At 65.1% G+C, this 17543-nt stretch carries 18 protein-coding genes and 1 riboswitch; of the genes, 9 read left to right on the top strand and 9 right to left on the bottom strand.

Going from position 1 to position 17543, the window contains the following annotated elements:
• Positions 1-48: 48 nt before the first annotated feature.
• Positions 49-1473 carry a diaminopimelate decarboxylase gene (locus Pcatena_RS00445; RefSeq protein WP_126420648.1) on the bottom strand — a complete coding sequence of 475 codons (1425 nt, stop codon included), beginning with the start codon at positions 1471-1473 and terminating at the stop codon, positions 49-51.
• Positions 1474-1479: 6 nt separating this feature from the next.
• Positions 1480-1668, bottom strand: a riboswitch (Lysine riboswitch).
• Between the two features lie 165 nt (positions 1669-1833).
• On the opposite strand from Pcatena_RS00445, the gene Pcatena_RS00440 reads away from it, so the two are divergent.
• The 3 genes from Pcatena_RS00440 (at position 1834) to yfcE (ending at position 4102) form a co-directional block, all read left to right on the top strand.
• Complete coding sequence (locus Pcatena_RS00440) at positions 1834-2274, top strand: hypothetical protein (RefSeq protein ID WP_148102772.1); 441 nt, start codon at positions 1834-1836, stop codon at positions 2272-2274.
• 81 nt (positions 2275-2355) lie between these two features.
• Positions 2356-3507, top strand: a complete 1152-nt coding sequence (locus Pcatena_RS00435; protein WP_126420644.1) for an amidohydrolase — start codon at positions 2356-2358, stop codon at positions 3505-3507.
• Between the two features lie 10 nt (positions 3508-3517).
• Positions 3518-4102, top strand: coding sequence for a phosphodiesterase (yfcE, locus tag Pcatena_RS00430; protein ID WP_126420642.1), 585 nt, complete (start codon positions 3518-3520; stop codon positions 4100-4102).
• Positions 4103-4601: 499 nt separating this feature from the next.
• Here yfcE and Pcatena_RS08080 read toward each other — a convergent pair whose 3' ends face one another.
• From Pcatena_RS08080 to Pcatena_RS00420, 3 genes are all read right to left on the bottom strand, one after another.
• Positions 4602-4772 (bottom strand): hypothetical protein, encoded by a 171-nt coding sequence (locus Pcatena_RS08080; RefSeq protein ID WP_172596326.1) that lies wholly within the window; start codon positions 4770-4772, stop codon positions 4602-4604.
• Complete coding sequence (locus Pcatena_RS00425) at positions 4762-5040, bottom strand: AbrB/MazE/SpoVT family DNA-binding domain-containing protein (protein WP_126420640.1); 279 nt, start codon at positions 5038-5040, stop codon at positions 4762-4764. Before Pcatena_RS00425 ends, Pcatena_RS08080 begins: the two co-directional genes overlap by 11 nt.
• Positions 5041-5282: 242 nt before the next feature.
• Positions 5283-6263, bottom strand: coding sequence for a homoserine O-succinyltransferase (locus Pcatena_RS00420; protein ID WP_126420638.1), 981 nt, complete (start codon positions 6261-6263; stop codon positions 5283-5285).
• Positions 6264-6466: 203 nt separating this feature from the next.
• Here Pcatena_RS00420 and Pcatena_RS00415 point away from each other — a divergent pair, with 203 nt between their 5' ends.
• From Pcatena_RS00415 to Pcatena_RS00390, 6 genes are all read left to right on the top strand, one after another.
• On the top strand, positions 6467-7843 hold the full coding sequence (locus Pcatena_RS00415) for an alpha/beta fold hydrolase (protein ID WP_126420636.1): 1377 nt from the start codon (positions 6467-6469) through the stop codon (positions 7841-7843).
• Positions 7844-7891: 48 nt separating this feature from the next.
• Complete coding sequence (locus tag Pcatena_RS00410; RefSeq protein ID WP_126420634.1) at positions 7892-8416, top strand: nitroreductase family protein; 525 nt, start codon at positions 7892-7894, stop codon at positions 8414-8416.
• Between the two features lie 167 nt (positions 8417-8583).
• On the top strand, positions 8584-9342 hold the full coding sequence (locus tag Pcatena_RS00405) for a methionine ABC transporter ATP-binding protein (protein ID WP_126420632.1): 759 nt from the start codon (positions 8584-8586) through the stop codon (positions 9340-9342).
• Positions 9342-10019: a methionine ABC transporter permease gene (locus Pcatena_RS00400; protein WP_126420630.1), complete on the top strand. Its 678-nt coding sequence runs from the start codon at positions 9342-9344 to the stop codon at positions 10017-10019. The genes Pcatena_RS00405 and Pcatena_RS00400 overlap by 1 nt, the downstream gene beginning before the upstream one ends.
• Before the next feature lie 141 nt (positions 10020-10160).
• Positions 10161-11021 (top strand): MetQ/NlpA family ABC transporter substrate-binding protein, encoded by an 861-nt coding sequence (locus Pcatena_RS00395; protein ID WP_126420628.1) that lies wholly within the window; start codon positions 10161-10163, stop codon positions 11019-11021.
• Between the two features lie 168 nt (positions 11022-11189).
• Positions 11190-12449, top strand: a complete 1260-nt coding sequence (locus Pcatena_RS00390; RefSeq protein ID WP_126420627.1) for a DEAD/DEAH box helicase — start codon at positions 11190-11192, stop codon at positions 12447-12449.
• A 37-nt stretch (positions 12450-12486) separates the two neighbouring features.
• On the opposite strand, the gene tadA is transcribed toward Pcatena_RS00390, so the two are convergent.
• The 5 genes from tadA to Pcatena_RS00365 form a co-directional block, all read right to left on the bottom strand.
• Entirely contained in the window at positions 12487-12978 is a 492-nt protein-coding gene (tadA, locus tag Pcatena_RS00385; RefSeq protein ID WP_126420624.1) for a tRNA adenosine(34) deaminase TadA, read from the bottom strand.
• A gap of 165 nt (positions 12979-13143) precedes the next feature.
• Positions 13144-14022: a 3-hydroxy-5-phosphonooxypentane-2,4-dione thiolase gene (gene lsrF / locus Pcatena_RS00380; RefSeq protein ID WP_126420622.1), complete on the bottom strand. Its 879-nt coding sequence runs from the start codon at positions 14020-14022 to the stop codon at positions 13144-13146.
• Between the two features lie 232 nt (positions 14023-14254).
• Positions 14255-15388, bottom strand: a complete 1134-nt coding sequence (locus Pcatena_RS00375; protein ID WP_126420620.1) for a substrate-binding domain-containing protein — start codon at positions 15386-15388, stop codon at positions 14255-14257.
• A 25-nt stretch (positions 15389-15413) separates the two neighbouring features.
• Complete coding sequence (locus tag Pcatena_RS00370; RefSeq protein WP_126420618.1) at positions 15414-16454, bottom strand: ABC transporter permease; 1041 nt, start codon at positions 16452-16454, stop codon at positions 15414-15416.
• Complete coding sequence (locus tag Pcatena_RS00365) at positions 16454-17488, bottom strand: ABC transporter permease (RefSeq protein WP_126420616.1); 1035 nt, start codon at positions 17486-17488, stop codon at positions 16454-16456. Before Pcatena_RS00365 ends, Pcatena_RS00370 begins: the two co-directional genes overlap by 1 nt.
• Positions 17489-17543: the final 55 nt, after the last annotated feature.

The raw sequence follows: 17543 nt of genomic DNA, 5'->3' as shown, positions 1-17543 counted from the left end.
TAGCGGGGCGGCGAGCCACCCCATTCGCGTGACCGGGAGCGGCCGCGCCTACTTGATTCCCGTGAGTCCCTCGCACGCCGCGGCGAGGCGCTCGTGCGCCTCGGGCAGCACGTCGAGCGTGGCAAAGTAGTCCGCCGGTGTCTCGGCGCGGCGGATGAGCTCGGCGTTCCCGTCCTCGTGCAGCAGCACCTCGGCCGCGCGGAGCCTGCCGTTGTAGTTGTAGCCCATGGAGTAGCCGTGGGCGCCCGAGTCATGGATGACGAGCAGGTCGCCCATGTCCACGTGCGGCAGGTGACGGTCGACGGCGAACTTGTCGTTGTTCTCGCAGAGGTTGCCCGTCACGTCATAGGTCTCGCTCGCCTCGGCACGCGTCTTGTCCTCGCCGCCGGGCTGGCCCACGACGCTCACGTGGTGGTAGGAGCCGTACATCGCGGGGCGGATGAGGTCGACGGCGCTCGCGTCGACGCCGATGTAGTCCTTGTAGATGCGCTTCTCATGGACGGCGCGCGTCACGACGCAGCCATAGGGCGCCAACACGAAGCGGCCCATCTCGGTATAGATCGCGACGTCGCCCATGCCGGCGGGGACGAGGATCTCCTCGTAGGCGGCACGCACGCCCTCGCCGATCGCGCGGATGTCGTTCGCGGTCTGAGCGGGCAGGTAGGGCACGCCCACACCGCCGGAGAGGTTGACGAACGCCACGTGCGCACCCGTCTTCTCCTCGAGCTCGACGGCAAGCTTGAACAGGATGCGCGCGAGCTTGGGGTAGTAGTCGTTCGTGACCGTGTTGCTCGCGAGGAATGCGTGGATGCCGAAATTCTTGGCGCCCTTGGCCTTGAGCTGGGAGAACGCCTCGAAGAGCTGCTCCGTCGTCATGCCGTACTTGGAGTCGCCGGGGTTATCCATGATGCCGTTGGCAAGCTGGAACAGGCCGCCGGGGTTGAAGCGGCAGCTCACGGTCTCGGGGATGGGGCCGGCGACCCTCTCGAAGAACTCGATGTGGCTGATGTCGTCGAAGTTGACGATGGCGCCTAGCTCGCGCGCCTTCGCGAAGTCCGCCGCCGGCGTGTCGTTGCTCGAGAACATGATCTGCTGCCCCGTGATGCCCACGGCCTCGGCGATCATGAGCTCCGTGTAGCTCGAGCAATCGCAGCCGCAGCCGTACTCGCGCAGGATGGAGATCAGCGCGGGGTTGGGGTTGGCCTTCACGGCGAAGTACTCGCGAAAGCCGGGGTTCCACGAGAAGGCCTCGCGAATGGCCTCCATGTTGCGACGAATGCCCGCCTCGTCATACAGGTGGAAGGGCGTGGGGTACTTCTCGGCAACCGCCTCGAGCGTGGCCTTGCTCGCAAACGGGAGCTTGAGGTCATACCCATGGTTTGGGAGACGGTCGAGGTCAGCGGTGGTGCGGACCTCCGACGTCTCACCTTGCGCTGCCCCAGTGGGCAGACAGGTGTCTTGCGGCGCGCTCATGCGTCTCCAATCGATAGCGCTCCTGCAGGGATTTGGGGCCGCGCGAACGGCCACTGCAGACAGTCTCGCGGGTGTCTCCCGCAAGCCCACCCGAGCGTCATGCCTGACGGCCGGGTTCGGCGGGGTTGCCTCTGCGCGCACTCGACGCCTGCCGGCTCGCACACGCCTCCTCTTCCCCGCGCCTCTATCAGTGGAGCTACCGTAGCACAAAGCACGGGATGGGCGGCGAGGCGCGAGGGCACGTAACGTTCTCGCCACGAATGCGACCGCGCGATGAGAGCGAGCGACCGGCGGCAGGCATCGAACGCGCAGGCCCGGGTAGAATCCAGGGCATCACAGGCCCCGCACGAGAGGACCCGCATGAGCATGACGAGAAGGCAGTTCGTGGCCGCCGCGGCGGGCGTCGTGGCGGCGCTCGCGGCAGCCGGGTGCGCGGGCAGCCAGAAGACCGGCGGCGCGCCTCTATGGTCCGCGACCCAGGACGACTCGCTGCCCGTCCTCACCCTCGAGGCATCGCCGGGAAACGACGTGGCCCTACCCGGCGATGGCTGGGCCATGCGAGACGGCTTCATTCAGCTCCAGCTTGCCGGCGCGTCCATCCCCGGCCAGAAGATCGAGCGTGTGACCGAGGAGGGCGGCACGCTCACCGTCGCACTCGAGGAGACCGACGGCCCCACCACAATGGACCTCGCACTCACCGAGTGGCGCCTGGAGGTTCGCGAGGGGAGCGCAGACGCCATCGAGCGCGTGGTGGTCGACCATGGCGGCGGTGACGTCCGCGAACTCGAGCGCTGCGAGTGAGACGCGGCAGTCCCCTCTTTTCACCGGACGAGCGCGGCGTATAGTCTTGGCAGGAAACGACAACCCCAAGACGGGAGCCACATGGAAGACTTCGAGCTTCTCACCAAGTTCCGGCGAGACCTGCATCGCATCCCGGAGCTCTCCTTTGACCTGCCAGAGACGATCCGCTACGTTCGCGGGGTTCTCGACGGCCTGTCCTGCGAGGTCACGACGCCCTGCGAGAGCTGCGTCTGCGCGTTCTTCGACGTGGGCGCGGCATGCGGGCGCGAGTCAGGCGGACCCGCTACGGCCGTCCGCGCGGACATGGACGCCCTGCCCATCACCGAGAACAGCGGCGTCGAGTTCTGCTCGGCCAAGCCCGGCCACATGCACGCCTGCGGCCACGACGGCCACATGGCCATGGCCCTCGCCGCGGCCTGCTGGGTGGACGAGGTGCTGCGAGGCGTCCGCGAGGGAGCCGCCTGTCCCCTGCCACGCAACGTCCTGTTCGTGTTCCAGCCCGCGGAGGAGACCACCGGCGGCGCCCGCATCGTCTGCGAGAGCGGCGTGTTCGAGCGCTACCACGCAGACCGCATCTTCGGCTTCCACGTCTGGCCGGACCTTCCCGCCGGCGTCGTCGCAACGCGCCCGGGCGCCCTGCTCGCCCGCGCGAGCGAGACCCACGTGACCATCCACGGCACCTCGAGCCACATCGCCAAGAGCGCGGATGGCAACGACGCCCTGCTCGCCGGCGCGCACTTCCTCACCGGCGTCGAGGCCCTCATGGCAGAGCTCTCCGCCGAGGAGCCGTGCCTGCTCAAGTTCGGCCTCATGCAGAGCGGTACGGTCTGCAACGCCATCAGTGCGGAGACGAAGGTCGCCGGCAGCCTGCGCGTCTTCTCGGACGAGATGTTCGACCGCGCCCGCGCTGGCGTCGAGCAGCGCCTCGCGGACGCCTGTGCCACCTACGGCTGCACCTATAACCTCGACTTTGCCGAGGGCTACCCGCCCGTCACGAACGACGCGGCCCTCTATGACCTCGCGAAGTCCGCCCTCGGAGACACGCTCGAGCTCGTGCCCGAACCCCTCCTCATCGCCGAGGACTTCGCCTTCTACCAGCGCCACCTCCCGGGCCTGTTCATGCTGCTCGGCACTGGCACCGGCATCCCGCTTCACTCGGACGAATTCCGCATGGACGAGGACGTGCTCGTCCGCGGACTCGAGACCTATCGCGCCCTTCTGCGGTGCGAGTAAGGAGAACCTCATGAAGTTCCTCATCGCAAGCGACATCCACGGCTCCGCCGCCTGGTGCCGTCGCCTCATGGACGCCCTCGACGCCGAGCAGCCCGACCGCTTGCTCCTCCTCGGCGACATCCTCTACCACGGCCCGCGCAACGACCTCCCCGAGGGCTACGCGCCCAAGGAGGTCATCGCCATGCTCAACCCGCTCGCGTCGAGCATCATCGCCGTGCGTGGCAACTGCGAGGCGGAGGTCGACCAGATGGTCCTCGACTTCCCCTGCATGGCGGACTACACCACCATCTTCGACCCCGCGGCCGCACTCGCCGCGGATGGTTCCGCACGCGAGAAGACCGGCTGCGAGCTCTTCCTCACGCACGGCCACGTCTACGGTGCCGGCTTCCACAACAGCGTCGAAAGGCTACCGGAGCTTCCCGCGGGCTCCATCCTGCTGTACGGCCACACGCACAAGAAGGTGAGCGAACCCGCGCCCGCGCACGAGGGCGTCTGGGCGTTCAACCCCGGCAGCGTCTCCATCCCCAAGGACGGCACGCACAGCTATGGCGTCTACGAGAACGGCGCCCTGCGCCACGTCATCCTGGAGGCATAGACATGTTTTGAGTACTACGACAAGTACTACGTAACTGACGGATATCTCTACTACTTCAGATTCAAATATCCGGTGTCCGCGGCACAGTCAGGCTCCGACCTCATCGAGGCCTACATCCAGTACTTCAAGCCCGGAACCGAGTAGCGCCGCGCACACCCTGGCGTATTTGCCGTGGGGCGATGGGGCCGCTGTCTCCGCCCCGTATACCCCCGTATACCTATCGTGCCGGGCGTACCTTATCGAGCCCTCAAGAGGCCCAAATAAGGTGCGTTCGGCACGATGAATCAACAGTCTTACGTTTTAGGGTGCGTTTGGTACGAAAAACAGCCAGACTGAAATCACTGGGGGCCTACGACTTGGCAGATTTCCTCAGCATGCTCTTCCAATTCGAGGACGCGTTATACAAGCGCAGGAAAACAACCCTACGGGCGCGCGCGTCTATGCGAAACACCGCAATCCTCTTCTTAACCGGCACCCAACGATAATCCGAGCCCTCGACTTACGGCATGAAGGCGGGAAAGGAAACCGCCGCATCTTTTGCCTGCTCGAAGGAGTCGAGAAAGCTCGCAGCACTCCCCGGCCCCACTTCATGCGCTCGCCACGCCAGCTCCGTATCCAAGTCTTCCTCGAAAAGGTTGGTAAGCACGGCCTCGTAGCCATCAGCAGCCATACCTCGACCTCATCTCTGATACGACCTCGTTGGCGGAGCGGGTTTTGCCGGCCTCTACCTGTCTCTCCGCGTCCGCAATCCCCCGCCAGAATTCCTTTGCCGAAGTCACCTCCGGCAAAGGCGAGGGCGTGGAGGCGATGTAAGCGTGTTCGCCATCCCAGAACCAGTACACGCGAGAGTCATCCGCAATGCCAAGCGCGGTACGGATCTCCTTTGGAACGGTGGTCTGCCCGGCCTTCGTCATCTTCGTGCTCATCATCGTCACCATGACAGCCTCCAATACAATGAAATTAATAATTTCATTGTAGCAACCGCCCCATCGACATGCGAAGCCATCTTGCGATGCGTCGTCACTCGCTAGCTACGCCGAACGCACCTTATCGAGCCCGCGAGAGGCCCAGATAGGGTGCGTTCTGCACGATGAAGCGAAGTCTTACGTTTTAGGTGCGCTTGGCACGATAAGCGACGACGGCGGGCAGCGGCGGACACCAGAGTCCCTCGCACGCCGCCCTAGAACTTACTCGGCACGCCGCCCTTCGCAAGGAGCTGCTCGGTGTGCTCACGCAGCTCCGCCACGACCTCGGGCACGCGCTCGAGCTCGTAGGGCGTCGTCTGGTAGACGTAGTTGAGCCAGTTGCGATACAGCAGGTTGGCATGGCTGCGCCACGTGAAGAGCGGCTGCTTCTCGGGATCGTCGTCGGGGAAGTAGTTCAGCGGCAGCTGGATGGGCAGGCCCGCGTGGAAGTCTCGCCAGTACTCGTCCGCCAGCGTGTCGCGGCCGTACTCGAAGTGGCCGAGGGCATAGATCTCATGGAAGTCGCGCGTGGCGATGAGCGCCGGGCCGCTCGTCTCGCCGCGGGAGAGCACCTGTAGCGCGGGGTCGGCGTCGATCTCCTTCTCGTCTGGCGCGGCGTGACGGCTGTGCGGCATGTTGTGCACCTCGTCAAAGCCGTTCGTGAGGAAGTTGTACTCATCGCACAGACGCTGGGGAAACACGCCAAAGAGCTTGGAGCCCAGCAGGCGCTTGTGGATGCCATGCAGGTGATACAGGCCGGCAAAGGCGCCCCAGCACAGAAACATCGTGGACAGCACGTGCTCCTGCGCCCAGTCCATGATCTGGCACAGCTCGTCCCAGTAGTCGACCTCCTCGAACGGCATCTGCTCCACGGGCGCACCCGTGATGATGAGGCCGTCGTAGTTGTTGTGCTTGAGGTCATCGAACGTGTCGTAGAACTTCACGAGGTGATCGGCGGCATGGGTGGCCTCGTGGGACGAGACGCGCATGAAGTCGACGCTCACCTGGATGGGCGACTTCGAGATGAGGCGCAAGATCTGCGTCTCCGTCTCGATCTTGGTGGGCATGAGGTTGAGCAGCGCCACGTGAAGCGGACGAATCTGCTGCTTGCGGGCCACGTCCTCCTCGAGGGCAAAGATGCGCTCCTGCTGGAGGATGCGCTTGGCGGGCAGACCGTCGGGGATGTTGATGGGCATTGAGCCGAGAAACCTTTCTGGGCACACGCGGCGGGGCAAATGAGACTCCGCGCGGGCCATGGCGCCGGTCGGTCTACCGCCGGCAGTCAAACGTACGGTTCTTTATGGTAACGCAGCGAGGCGGGGCGCAACGCGGCGGCAGCGTCGTTGGGTTGGGCCCAAACGCCGATAATGGAGCAGACGCCAACGAACGAGGAGTGCCCATGCCCAAACTAGCAAGCTACTACCTGCCCGGCCTTTACGTCGAGGACCACTCCGTGGAGGTCCCGCTCGACTGGCGTGGCACCGAGCCCGAGCGAGCCGCCACGGACGGACTGCCGGCCGGCGAGCGCATCCACGTGTTCTACCGCACGGTCTGCACACCCGAAAACGTCGGCCGGGACCTGCCCCTGCTCGTGTTCCTCCAGGGCGGTCCGGGCGGCCAGGGCCCGCGCTTGCTCTCGCCCACCTCGGACGGCTGGATCGCCGAGGCCATCAAGCACTTCCGCGTGGTGCTGCCAGACCAGCGCGGCACTGGCCGCAGCGAGCACGCGAGCGCCAAGTCCATCGCGCGCCGCGGGGATGCGCGCGCCCAGGCGGATTACCTCAAGCGACTGCTCGCCCGATCCATCGTGCGTGACCTCGAGTACATCCGCCTCACCGAGTTCGGCGGCCGCGCCTGGACCACGCTCGGCCAGAGCTATGGCGGCTTCCTCACGCTCACCTACCTCAGCTTCTACCCGCAGGGCATCGCCGCGAGCTTCACGTGCGGCGGCATCCCGCATGTGCCGGCAAGCGCTGCGGACGTCTATGCCCACACGTTCCCGCGCATGGCCGCCAAGACGCGCGCCTATTACGCACGCTACCCCGAGGACGAGGCCCGCATGGCCGCGGTCGCGGACCGACTCGCCACAGGCGACGTCACGCTGCCCGATGGCAGCCCGCTCACGCCGCGCCGCCTCCAGACGCTCGGCGGCGGCCTGGGCATGAAGCCCGCGCCCGAGCGCCTGCACAACCTTCTCGACACCGCCTTCGAGACGGGCAATGGCTCCCCCGCCTGCGCCGGCTCCACGCCCGAGCTCACGGACGGCTTCCTCATGGCCGTGCTTCAGAACCTCACGACGGCCGGCAATCCGCTCTACTGGACGCTGCAGGAGTTCATCTACGCCAACGGCACGCTCGACGCCCCCATCCGCTGGGCAGCCGAGCACGAATACGCGCGCCATTCCGAGTTCGATGCGGCGGCGCGGCCGCTCATGCTCACGGGCGAGGCGGCGTTCCCCTTCATGTTCGAGGACGACCCGCTGCTTGCCCCGCTCAAGCCAGCCGTGGACCTGCTCATGGAGGACACGGAGTTCGACGAGATCTACGACGAGCGCCAGCTCGCGGCAAACGAGGTGCCCCTGCAGGCCGCCGTCTACTTCGATGACCTGTACGTGGACTCGGGCCTGCAGCTCGACACGCTCTCCCGCGTGGCCACAAGCCATGCCTGGGTCACGAACGAGTTTGAGCACGATGGCCTGCATGGCAGCGTCGTGTTCGCGCACCTGTTCGAGGAGGCGCTGGGCCGCGGCGACCTCGAGCGCGCGCTTCGCTCGTAGCCACGGGTATAAACGCAACAGGCACCAACCGCGAGAAGGGACCAGAGCATGAACGGGGTCATCGAGGCGCTCGAGCAGCGTCGCAGCTGCAGGAAGTTCTCGGACAAGCCTGTCGAGGACGAGAAGGTAAAGCAGATCGTCGAGGCGGGGCTGTACGCCGCGAGCGGCATGGGCAGGCAGGCCACGCACCTCGTCGTAGTAACGAACCCGGATGACGTGGCGCAACTCAGCCGCATGAACGCGGCCATCATGGGCGCCGAGGGCGATCCATTCTACGGCGCCAGGACCGTCATCGTCGTACTCACGGACCCCGCCGTTCCCACCTGCGTCGAGGATGGCGCGCTTGTCATGGGCAACCTCATGAACGCGGCACATGCCCTGGGCGTGGGGTCGTGCTGGATTCACCGCGCCCACGAGGAGTTCGACTCCGACGAGGGCAAGGCACTGCTCGCCAAATGGGGTGTCAAGGGCGAGTGGCGCGGAGTGGGCCACTGCATCCTGGGATACGCAGACGAGGGCGGCGAGAAGCCAGCGGCCGAGCGCCTCGCGAGCCGCGTCACCTACGTGAAGTAGCCAGGCGACCCAAAGCCCGAGCAGACGCCGCCGCCCGCACGATGCAGGCGGCGGCTCTTTTCCCTGGATAGCCATAGCTTTGTCCTATGGCTTCGTATCAGTAATTCCTGGTGGGTTTATGGGGTTTATTTAGCTCGGCTTTCAGATTCGCTGATATACTCGTCCGCATGATCGAGCTGACTAACATATCCAAGGTTTACGACACGCCCGCCGGCCCCTTCCACGCCATCGATGACGTCACACTGAGCATCGGCTCTGGCGACATCTTCGGCATCATCGGCGAGTCCGGTGCCGGCAAGTCCACACTCGTGCGTTGCATCAACCTTCTCGAGCAGCCCACGAGCGGCTCGGTTGTCATCGACGGCCACGACGTCACGAGCCTGCGCGGCAGGGACCTGCGCGAGCTGCGTGCCGACATCGGCATGATCTTCCAGCGCTTCTCCCTGTTCGAGCAGCGCACGGTGCTCGACAACGTCATCTTCCCCGCCACGCTCGCAAGCACGGGCAAGCGGGTCTCGCGCGCAGAGGCGCCCGAGCGCGCCCGCAAGCTCCTCGCACTCGTGGGCCTCGAGGGCAAGGAGGGCTCATACCCCTCGCAGCTCTCCGGTGGCCAGCAGCAGCGCGTGGCCATCGCCCGCGCGCTCATGACGAGTCCCAAGACGCTCCTGTGCGACGAGGCCACGAGCGCCCTCGACACGCTCACGACGAGCCAGGTCCTCGACCTGCTTGGCAGGATCAACAGGGAGCTCGGCGTCACGATCGTGCTCATCACCCACTCGCTCGCCGTTGCCCGCCGCATCTGCAACCACGTCGTCGTCATGGATCACGGCCATGTGGTCGAGCAGGGCACCGCGGAGGAGATCTTCAGCAACCCGCAGGCAGACGTCACGCGCGCGCTGCTTCAGTTCGAGGGGGAGGGTCGCTAATGGACTTCGCCGCTTTCTTCGACAAGTACGGGGCGCTCCTCGCCCAGGGAACGGTCGACACCGCCCTCATGGTGCTTGCCTCCACGCTGGGAGCCTACATCATCGGCGTCATTCTCGGCACGCTGCTCACGGTGCTCGCGCCGGGTGGGCTGCGTCCCAACCGCGTCGCCTACGCCGTCATCGGCTGGATCGTGAACATGGCGCGCTCGTTGCCGTTCATCATCCTGCTGCTGTTCCTCATCCCCGTGACGCGCGCCGTCGTGGGTACCACGCTCGGCGTTCCCGCGGCGGTGTTTCCACTCATCGTCTCCGCCGCGCCGTTCGTGGCGCGCATGGTCGAGTCGTCCGAGGCCGAGGTTGACCGCGGCCTCGTGGAGGCGGCAAGCTCCATGGGTGCCTCCACCTGGGAGATCATCACGAAGGTTTACCTGCGCGAGGGCCTTCCCAGCCTGCTTCGCGGCCTGCCCATCGTCATCATCACGATCTTGGGCTACACGGCCATGGCCGGCACGGTGGGCGCCGGCGGACTTGGTGACATCGCCATCCGCTACGGCTACCAGCGCTATCAGGACGACGTCATGGTTGCCACCGTCATCATCCTCATCGTGATGGTGCAGGTCATCCAGACCGTGTGCAACCTGCTCGTCAAGCTCTGCGACAAGCGAATGCGCTCCTAGCGGGGCGCCACGTCTCCCGCGCGTCTCGCGCACAGGCCGGGCATCCCGGCAAAACCCAGGGGATTTGCCCCGCTCGTACGGGCGGGCCGGGGCTACCTATAGCTAAATCTCGCAATCACAGACAGATGGAAAGGAATCGCCATGTCTCTCAAGCAGCACCTCAAGCCGCTCGCCGGCATCGCCGCTGTCGCCGGCCTCGCCCTCGCGCTCACCGCGTGCGGCGGCAACTCCGGCAGCGCAGCCACCACCGCAGCCGCCTCCGGCTCCTCCGAGGACAATGTCATCACCGTGGGCGCCTCCCCCTCGCCCCACGCAGAGATCCTCAACGCCGTGGCCGACGAGCTCAAGAGCGAGGGCTACGAGCTCAAGGTCGTCGAGTACAACGACTACGTGCAGCCCAACGTTGCCCTTGACGCCGGCGATCTCGACGCCAACTACTTCCAGCACCTCCCCTACCTCGAGAACTACAACGACGAGAACGGCACCGACCTCGTGAGCGCCGGCGCCATCCACTTCGAGCCGATGGGCCTGTACGCGGGCAAGAGCTCCGACATCAACAACGTGCCCGATGGCGCCAAGATCGCCGTTCCCTCCGACGCCACGAACGAGGCCCGCGCGCTGCTGCTGCTCCAGGACCAGGGCGTCATCAAGCTCAAGGACGGCGTGGGTCTCGAGGCCACGGCCAACGACATCGAGGAGAACCCGCACAACATCCAGCTCGTCGAGGTTGAGGCCGCCGCCGTTCCCCGCTCGCTCGAGGACTCCGACTTCGCCGTGATCAATGGCAACTACGCCCTGTCCGCCGGTCTCGACACGAGCGCCACGCTCGCCAGCGAGAGCGCCGACTCCGAGGCCGCCCAGACCTACGCCAACATCGTTGCCGTTCGCAAGGGCGATGAGAACTCCGAGAAGACCAAGGCCCTCATCAAGGCCCTGACCTCGGACACCGCTCGCAAGTTCATCGAGGAGCAGTACAAGGGCTCCGTCATCCCGGTGTTCTAAACAACGCAAGACAGACTCGGCACGCCAGTGCCCCGGCTCCCCTCTCGGGAACCGGGGCACTTCTTTGGGGCATTGGGGAGAGTGGGACGGGGCACGCGGCGACAGCTTGATTCCATCCCCAAGTGTCACCGCGTGCATAAGCGGGCGTGTTGCTGCATACTTGCGGGTATGACTACTTCATTTGCCGAGCTCGGGCTAAACGAGCAAATACTCGCCGGGGTCAATGCCCTTGGCTTCACCACGCCAACCCCCGTACAGGCAGCCGCCATCCCCGCCGTTCTCGACGGGCGCGACGTCCTCGCCAGCGCGCAGACGGGCACGGGCAAGACCTGCGCTTTCACGCTACCCACGCTGCAGCGCATCGCCGACAGCAAGAAGATTGCCAAGCCGGGCCGCCCCCTTGCCCTCGTCATCACTCCCACGCGCGAGCTCGCCTCGCAGATCGAGGATGTCACGAAGGAGGTCTGTGCCAAGACCGGCCAGACCACCGTCGTGGTCATGGGCGGCGCCAAGTTCGACCGCCAGATCCGCGCGCTCGACGCCGGCTGCGACCTGCTCGTGGCCACGCCGGGACGCCTCATCGACCTCATGGAACACAACCACGTCAACCTCGGCGACATTCAGGTCCTCGTCCTGGACGAGGCGGACCGCATGCTCGACATGGGCTTTTGGCCCAGCGTCCGCCGCATCGTGAAGGCATGCCCCGAGACCCGCCAGACGCTTTTGTTCTCGGCCACGATTCCGCCAAGCATCAAGGGCACCGTGGACGCCATGCTGCCCGACCCCTACGTCGTGGAGATCGCGCGCGCGGGCGAGACGGCCGCCACGGTCGACGAGCACCTCTGCCCCGTGACACAGGGCGACAAGGTCTCCCTGCTCGAGGCCCTCATGAAACAGGAGAGCTTCGAGCGCGTGCTTGTCTTCTGCCGCACGAAGATGCGCGTCGACGGCGTATGCAAGACGCTCAAGAACGCCGGGGTCAAGGTGGACGTCATGCACGCCGACCGCCCGCAGAAGGCTCGCGAGCGCGCACTCGAGCGCTTCCGCGACGGCAAGATCCGCGTGCTCGTGGCCACCGACGTCATGAGTCGCGGCATCGACGTCTCTGGCATCGACGCCGTCGTGAACTTCGACGTTCCCATGGACCCCGAGGACTACGTTCACCGCATCGGTCGCACGGGCCGCGCCGGCGCCACGGGCCAGGCCTACACCTTCATGGCCCCCGACGAGGTGAGCCCCCTGCGAGAGATCGAGTACTTCACCAAGAAGCTCATCCCGCTGTTTGACCTCGGGGGCTTCGACTATGCGGAGGGGCGCATCGTCCCGAACGCGCGCCGTAGCACCTCAAAGCCCACGCGCAGCCTGTTCAGTGGCTCCCGCAGCCGTGGACGCGGACCTCGCGGCGGCCGCTACGGCAGACACTACTAAAGCGGCCGAGCGCAACGGCGCAGCGTCCATCCACAAGCTAGCAGCAGCCTTGGGCCTCGGCCGCGCCGGGGCCCTTCTTCTTGGCGCGACGCGCGCGGAAGAAGCTTCGCAGCTCGTTGGCGCACTCCTGCTCGAGGACGCCAGACGCCACATCGAACTCATGGTTGAGACGCTCGTCATGGCTCACGTCGAACAGCGTGCCGAGCGCCCCGCCCTTGGGATCCGGCGCACCATAGACGCAGCGGTCAATGCGTGCGTTCACCATGAGGCCGGCGCACATGAGACACGGCTCAAGCGTCACGTAGACCGTGCAGCCGGTGAGACGCCACCGGTCGAGAGCGCGCGCCGCCATGCACATGGCCGAGAACTCGGCGTGGGCAGAGGGGTCCCGATCAGTCTCGCGCCTGTTGTGAGCACGGGCGATGGCCTCGCCGCCGCACACGACAACCGCGCCAATGGGCACCTCGCCCTCCTCGGCCGCAAGCCTGGCCTCCTCAAGCGCCAGGCGCATGTAGTCCTCGTCCGTCATGCCGCTCCCCACCAGCCAGGTCCTTCCCCTCGCGAGCTCCAGGCCACAAACATACAATGCGCCCGGAGCCAGTGGAAGGGGGAAACTGGGCTCCGGGCGCGGGAGGCGGCTCACCTAAGACGGGTGTGAGCCACGTGATGCTGCAATGCGTGTGCTAGACAGACGCTACTTGGCGATGTCCTGGAACATCTCCCAGGCCTCGGCGTCCGTGTAGCCCTCGTGCACGATCTTGTTGACGCACTGGGCCATCTCGATGGGGTGCGTGGACTGGAAGATGTTGCGGCCCATGTCAACGCCGTGGGCACCCTTGCGGATGACGTCGTAGGCGAGGTGCAGGGCATCCTTCTCGGGGAGCTTCTTGCCGCCGGCAACGACGATGGGCACGGGGCAGGCAGCCACGACCTCCTCGAAGTCCTCGCAGTCATAGGTCTTGACCATCTGGCAGCCCATCTCGGCGATGATGCGCGTGGCGAGCTTGAAGAAGCGCGGGGTGCGCTCCATGTCCTTGCCCACGGCGCAGACGCCGAGCGTCGGGATGCTGTAACGGAAGCCGGCGTTGATGGTCTGGCTCAGGTTGTCGATGGAGGACAGCTGGCCGTCGCCACCGATGAAGGTCTGAACGGCCATGCAGTCAGCGTTCATGCGGATGGCGTCCTCGACGTCAACGGCGATGCACTCGTGAGAGAGATCGCTCTGGAGCATGGAGGAGCCGGAGGTGGTGCGAAGAGCGATGGCCTTCGTAATCTCGGGCGGGACGCAGGAGCGGATGGCGCCGCGCGTGCCCATGAAGCAGTCCACGTAGGGGGCGAGCTTCGGGAGGAGCAGGTCGAGGCGCTCGAGGCCGGCCGTGGCGCCCATGAAGTAGCCGTGGTCGAAGGCGAACATGACGGTGTTGCCGCTCTTGGGGTTAAAGATGTTGGAGAGGTGCTTCTTCATGCCCCAGTCGAGGCTGTTGGCACCCTTGACGTAGAAGCCCTTGTCGTTGGCAAACGGCTCGTCGACGTGGTAGTCGTGAGCGACCTTGAGGCCATCCAGATCAGCCATGTGTCAGGTTCCTTTCCCCGTGTCTCCCCCACCCCTGGGGAAGACGCCTGTAATAGTGACGGTGTTTGCAGATATCCGGCATAAGGCCGGTCGAACCGCCTTGCTGCGCCCCAACCGGGAGCAGCCAATGCCTCTGGTTCGCACGCGAACGTTACCACGGGGATAACGGCCCCGTGCGAACCAGAAGCGGGGGCGCCGTTTTCGCGGCACCCCCGCCGCAGATCAATACAACTTAGAAGTTGTAGTCGTTCATGTTGTCCTTGGTGAAGACAAGACGCTCGGGCAGGAGCACGACGCCGTTGTTCTCGTCGCCGGTCGTGGCGCCCTCGGAGATGGAGTCGTTGGCCTCGACCTTGACGTCACCGATGCTCGGGATGGAGATGGTGTCGCCAACCTTGACGGTGTTGCCAGCGGCCAGATAGGCGGCGACGTAGCAGCCCATGGCTCCCTGGACGGCGCAGTCCCAGAGGCCCCAGTTGTAGATGGTGCCGTTCTCGCAGTAGGACTTGATGGACTGCGGGGAGGCAAAGCCCGTGATCGTGATCTTCTGGGCGTCATAGCCGGCGTCCTCGGCAGCGGCGAGCTGGCCGGGAAGGGCGGTGGAGTCGTTGCAGATGATCAGGTCGATGTCGGGGAACGCGCTCAGCACTGCGGCGCCAACCGTCTTGGCCTGCTCGGCGTCCTGGTTGGAGTAGTAGTTGTCGGGGTGGACGTTCTCCCAGTTCGGGTAATCCTTCTTGATGATGGCCTCAGCGGCGACCTGCCAGGAGTTCTGGTCGGTGACGGTGGCCTGAGAGTAGTGCCAGGCGTAGGTGATCTTGTCGGCGCTGGGATCCTTGCCGCGCTGCTTGAGGCCGTCGACGGACATGTCGACGAGCATCTGGCCGAGAATCTCGGGCGTGCCCTGGGAGACCATGAGCGTACGATCCTCAGGCTGGGCGTCGGAGTCCCAGGTGGTGACGACGATGCCGGCATCCGTGGCCTTCTTCAGGGCGTCGGAGACGCCAGCGGCGTCAACCGTGGAGATGCAGAGGGCATCGACGCCGTTGGCGACGGCCTGGTTGATGATGCCGACCTGGTCGGATGCGGAGGCGCTGGAGGAGCCGAGGTAATCAACCGTGAAGCCCCAGTCCTTGGCATACTTCTGAGCGCCGTCGTTGGCGGACTCGAAGAAGGCGTTGCCCGTGATCTTCGGGATGAAGGCGACGGTCTTGCCGGCGACGTCGCCGCCAGCGGCCTCACCGCTCGCAGCAGCGGTCGTAGCGGCGGAACCGGAGCCGCCACCGCAGCCGACCAGGCCGAGGCCCGCGACGGCTGCACCAGCGCCAGCCACCTTCAGGAAACCGCGACGAGTCATGTTCTTCATAACGAACCTCCCTTTTCTTTGCCCCTTACTGGGCACTTGCCTTAGAACTACCCTTCCTTGCGAACAGCGAGCGCAGCCACGGGACGATTCCCGTATTGGTCGCTGCAGAACGCCCGACGATAACCGCGACGAGCAGGATGCCCACCGGGATATCCAGATACTGGGTGCCGATCTTGAAGCACAGAGGAAGACCGAAGCGGAGAAGCGCGATGGCGAGCGACGCGAGCGCCGTGCCGATGACCGAGCCCTTGCCACCCGTGGAGAGCGTGCCACCAAGGACGACGGCCGTGATGATGTCCATCGTGAGGTCGCCACCGAGGTCAGACTTTGCAGTCCCCAGGTACGCAGTGAGAACGATGCCGGCAATGGCGGCCGCCAGGGCGCTCAGAACGTAAGTGGACATTATCACGCGGCGAGTGTGAATGCCGGAATATTCGGCAGCCGACTGATTTACGCCGGTGAGAATGATCTTGCGGCCGTACTTGGTCTTGTGGAGCAGGATGAACGCCACGACAAGCATTGCGGCATAGATGAGAATCTGGAACGGGATCACGCCACCGACCTGGTAGTTGGCGATGAACTTGAAGTCATCCGGGAAACCGCTGATGGACTCGTAGGACGCCGTGCTGGAAAGCGTGGAGACGAGCAGGGCGAGACCGGAGTACAGGAAGCTGCCGCCCAGGGTGATGACCATCGCTTGCACCCTGCAGTAGGCGATGAAGAAGCCCGAGAGGGCACCGCACAGGCAGACGACCACGGTTGCCAGGGCGCACGCACCCCAGATGGAGAAGCCGAAGTCTTGCCAGGCCACGCCGATGATGATTGACGTGAGGCCCACGAGCGACGCCACCTGGATGTCGATGCCGCCGGTGCACATGACGAGCGTGACGAACAGGGCCAGCATGAACACGGCGAGGTTGTCGTTCACCGCGGTGAAGAGCAGCTGGGGGCGCAGGAACTTGGGGTTTGCCGCGCCGAAGATCACGAACTCGAGGACGAGCAGGGCAATGAGGATGAGGTTCCAGCTAGCCTGGCCCCTCGAGAGGAGCTTCTTGACCTTATCCATTACGCCTCACCGCCTTTCTCGGCCTGGACGCTGGGGGCCGGGGCGTCCTGGGAGACGCGGGCCAGCAGACGGTCGTGCTTGTTCTTGACGAGGCTACGGTGCTGGATCACGGCGTCGATGACGACGATGACGAGCAGGATGATGCCCGTGATGGCGTTGTCGTAGTTGGAGGAGAAGCCCATGAACACGAGCAGGTAGCTGATGGAGGACATGATGACGGCACCGATGGCGGAGCCAATCACGGAGCCGACGCCACCGGCGAGCGAGATGCCGCCGAGCACGCAGGCCGCGATGGCCTTCATCTCGTAGCCGTTGCCGCTCATCGGGGTCACGAAGCCAATGCGGCTGCAGAAGATCACGCCACCGATGGAGGCCATGACCGCGCAGATGACGTACGCGAGCATCTTGGTCTTGAACGTGGGCAGGCCAACGAGCGTGGCGCCCTGGGCGTTGTCACCAACGGCCACGAAGTAGCGGCCCTGACGCGTGCGGGTCAGCACGAGGTGGATCACGATGACGAGCGCGATGATGCAGCAGTAGTACACGGACACCGATCCGATGAGGTTCACCGAGGCAAAGTCCTTGAACGACTTGGGCAGGTTCTCGACCCAGGCGCCGTTCGTGTACAGGTAGATGAGGCCGCGCAGGATGCCGTTGACGCCCAGCGTGAAGATGAGCGACGGTGCTCCCATGACGCACACGCCCCAGCCGTTGATGAGGCCAATCACGATGCCGATGACGATGGCAACGATGATGGCAAGAACGAGCGACTGGCCATCGCGCAGCATCGTGCCCACGACGGCGGCCGTGAGGCCGAGGTTTGCGCCAACCGAGACGTCAATCTCACCAATGAACAGCACGAAGGCCATTCCAACTGCGACGAGCGTGTAGACGACGGACGAGTTGAAGCACGCGGAGACGTTGGACGGATCGAGGAACATCGGGTTCATCGCGCCAACGATGACGAACAGCGCGATGAGGAAGACCAGGCTCGTGAGCTCGCGCGCCTTGAGAAGCTTCTTGACCTTCTCCATCGATTACACCCCTTCCCTCACATCGTTGCCTGACAGAGACTTTCCAACCAACTGG

The sequence above is a fragment of the Parolsenella catena genome, assembly GCF_003966955.1.
Lineage (GTDB): Bacteria > Actinomycetota > Coriobacteriia > Coriobacteriales > Atopobiaceae > Parolsenella > Parolsenella catena.
Note: the sequence above shows the minus strand (reverse complement) of the source record. Positions and strands in the feature narration are given on the sequence as shown.

Coding starts and splice junctions, on each gene's coding strand:
- Pcatena_RS00415 (WP_126420636.1), top strand. CDS start 6,467: ATGCCCAAACTAGCAAGCTACTACCTGCCCGGCCTTTACGTCGAGGAC.
- Pcatena_RS00410 (WP_126420634.1), top strand. CDS start 7,892: ATGAACGGGGTCATCGAGGCGCTCGAGCAGCGTCGCAGCTGCAGGAAG.
- yfcE (WP_126420642.1), top strand. CDS start 3,518: ATGAAGTTCCTCATCGCAAGCGACATCCACGGCTCCGCCGCCTGGTGC.
- Pcatena_RS00445 (WP_126420648.1), bottom strand. CDS start 1,473: ATGAGCGCGCCGCAAGACACCTGTCTGCCCACTGGGGCAGCGCAAGGT.
- Pcatena_RS00435 (WP_126420644.1), top strand. CDS start 2,356: ATGGAAGACTTCGAGCTTCTCACCAAGTTCCGGCGAGACCTGCATCGC.
- Pcatena_RS00440 (WP_148102772.1), top strand. CDS start 1,834: ATGAGCATGACGAGAAGGCAGTTCGTGGCCGCCGCGGCGGGCGTCGTG.
- tadA (WP_126420624.1), bottom strand. CDS start 12,978: ATGACGGACGAGGACTACATGCGCCTGGCGCTTGAGGAGGCCAGGCTT.
- Pcatena_RS00400 (WP_126420630.1), top strand. CDS start 9,342: ATGGACTTCGCCGCTTTCTTCGACAAGTACGGGGCGCTCCTCGCCCAG.
- Pcatena_RS00390 (WP_126420627.1), top strand. CDS start 11,190: ATGACTACTTCATTTGCCGAGCTCGGGCTAAACGAGCAAATACTCGCC.
- Pcatena_RS00405 (WP_126420632.1), top strand. CDS start 8,584: ATGATCGAGCTGACTAACATATCCAAGGTTTACGACACGCCCGCCGGC.
- Pcatena_RS00395 (WP_126420628.1), top strand. CDS start 10,161: ATGTCTCTCAAGCAGCACCTCAAGCCGCTCGCCGGCATCGCCGCTGTC.
- Pcatena_RS00375 (WP_126420620.1), bottom strand. CDS start 15,388: ATGAAGAACATGACTCGTCGCGGTTTCCTGAAGGTGGCTGGCGCTGGT.
- Pcatena_RS00425 (WP_126420640.1), bottom strand. CDS start 5,040: ATGGTGACGATGATGAGCACGAAGATGACGAAGGCCGGGCAGACCACC.
- lsrF (WP_126420622.1), bottom strand. CDS start 14,022: ATGGCTGATCTGGATGGCCTCAAGGTCGCTCACGACTACCACGTCGAC.
- Pcatena_RS00365 (WP_126420616.1), bottom strand. CDS start 17,488: ATGGAGAAGGTCAAGAAGCTTCTCAAGGCGCGCGAGCTCACGAGCCTG.
- Pcatena_RS00420 (WP_126420638.1), bottom strand. CDS start 6,263: ATGCCCATCAACATCCCCGACGGTCTGCCCGCCAAGCGCATCCTCCAG.
- Pcatena_RS00370 (WP_126420618.1), bottom strand. CDS start 16,454: ATGGATAAGGTCAAGAAGCTCCTCTCGAGGGGCCAGGCTAGCTGGAAC.
- Pcatena_RS08080 (WP_172596326.1), bottom strand. CDS start 4,772: ATGGCTGCTGATGGCTACGAGGCCGTGCTTACCAACCTTTTCGAGGAA.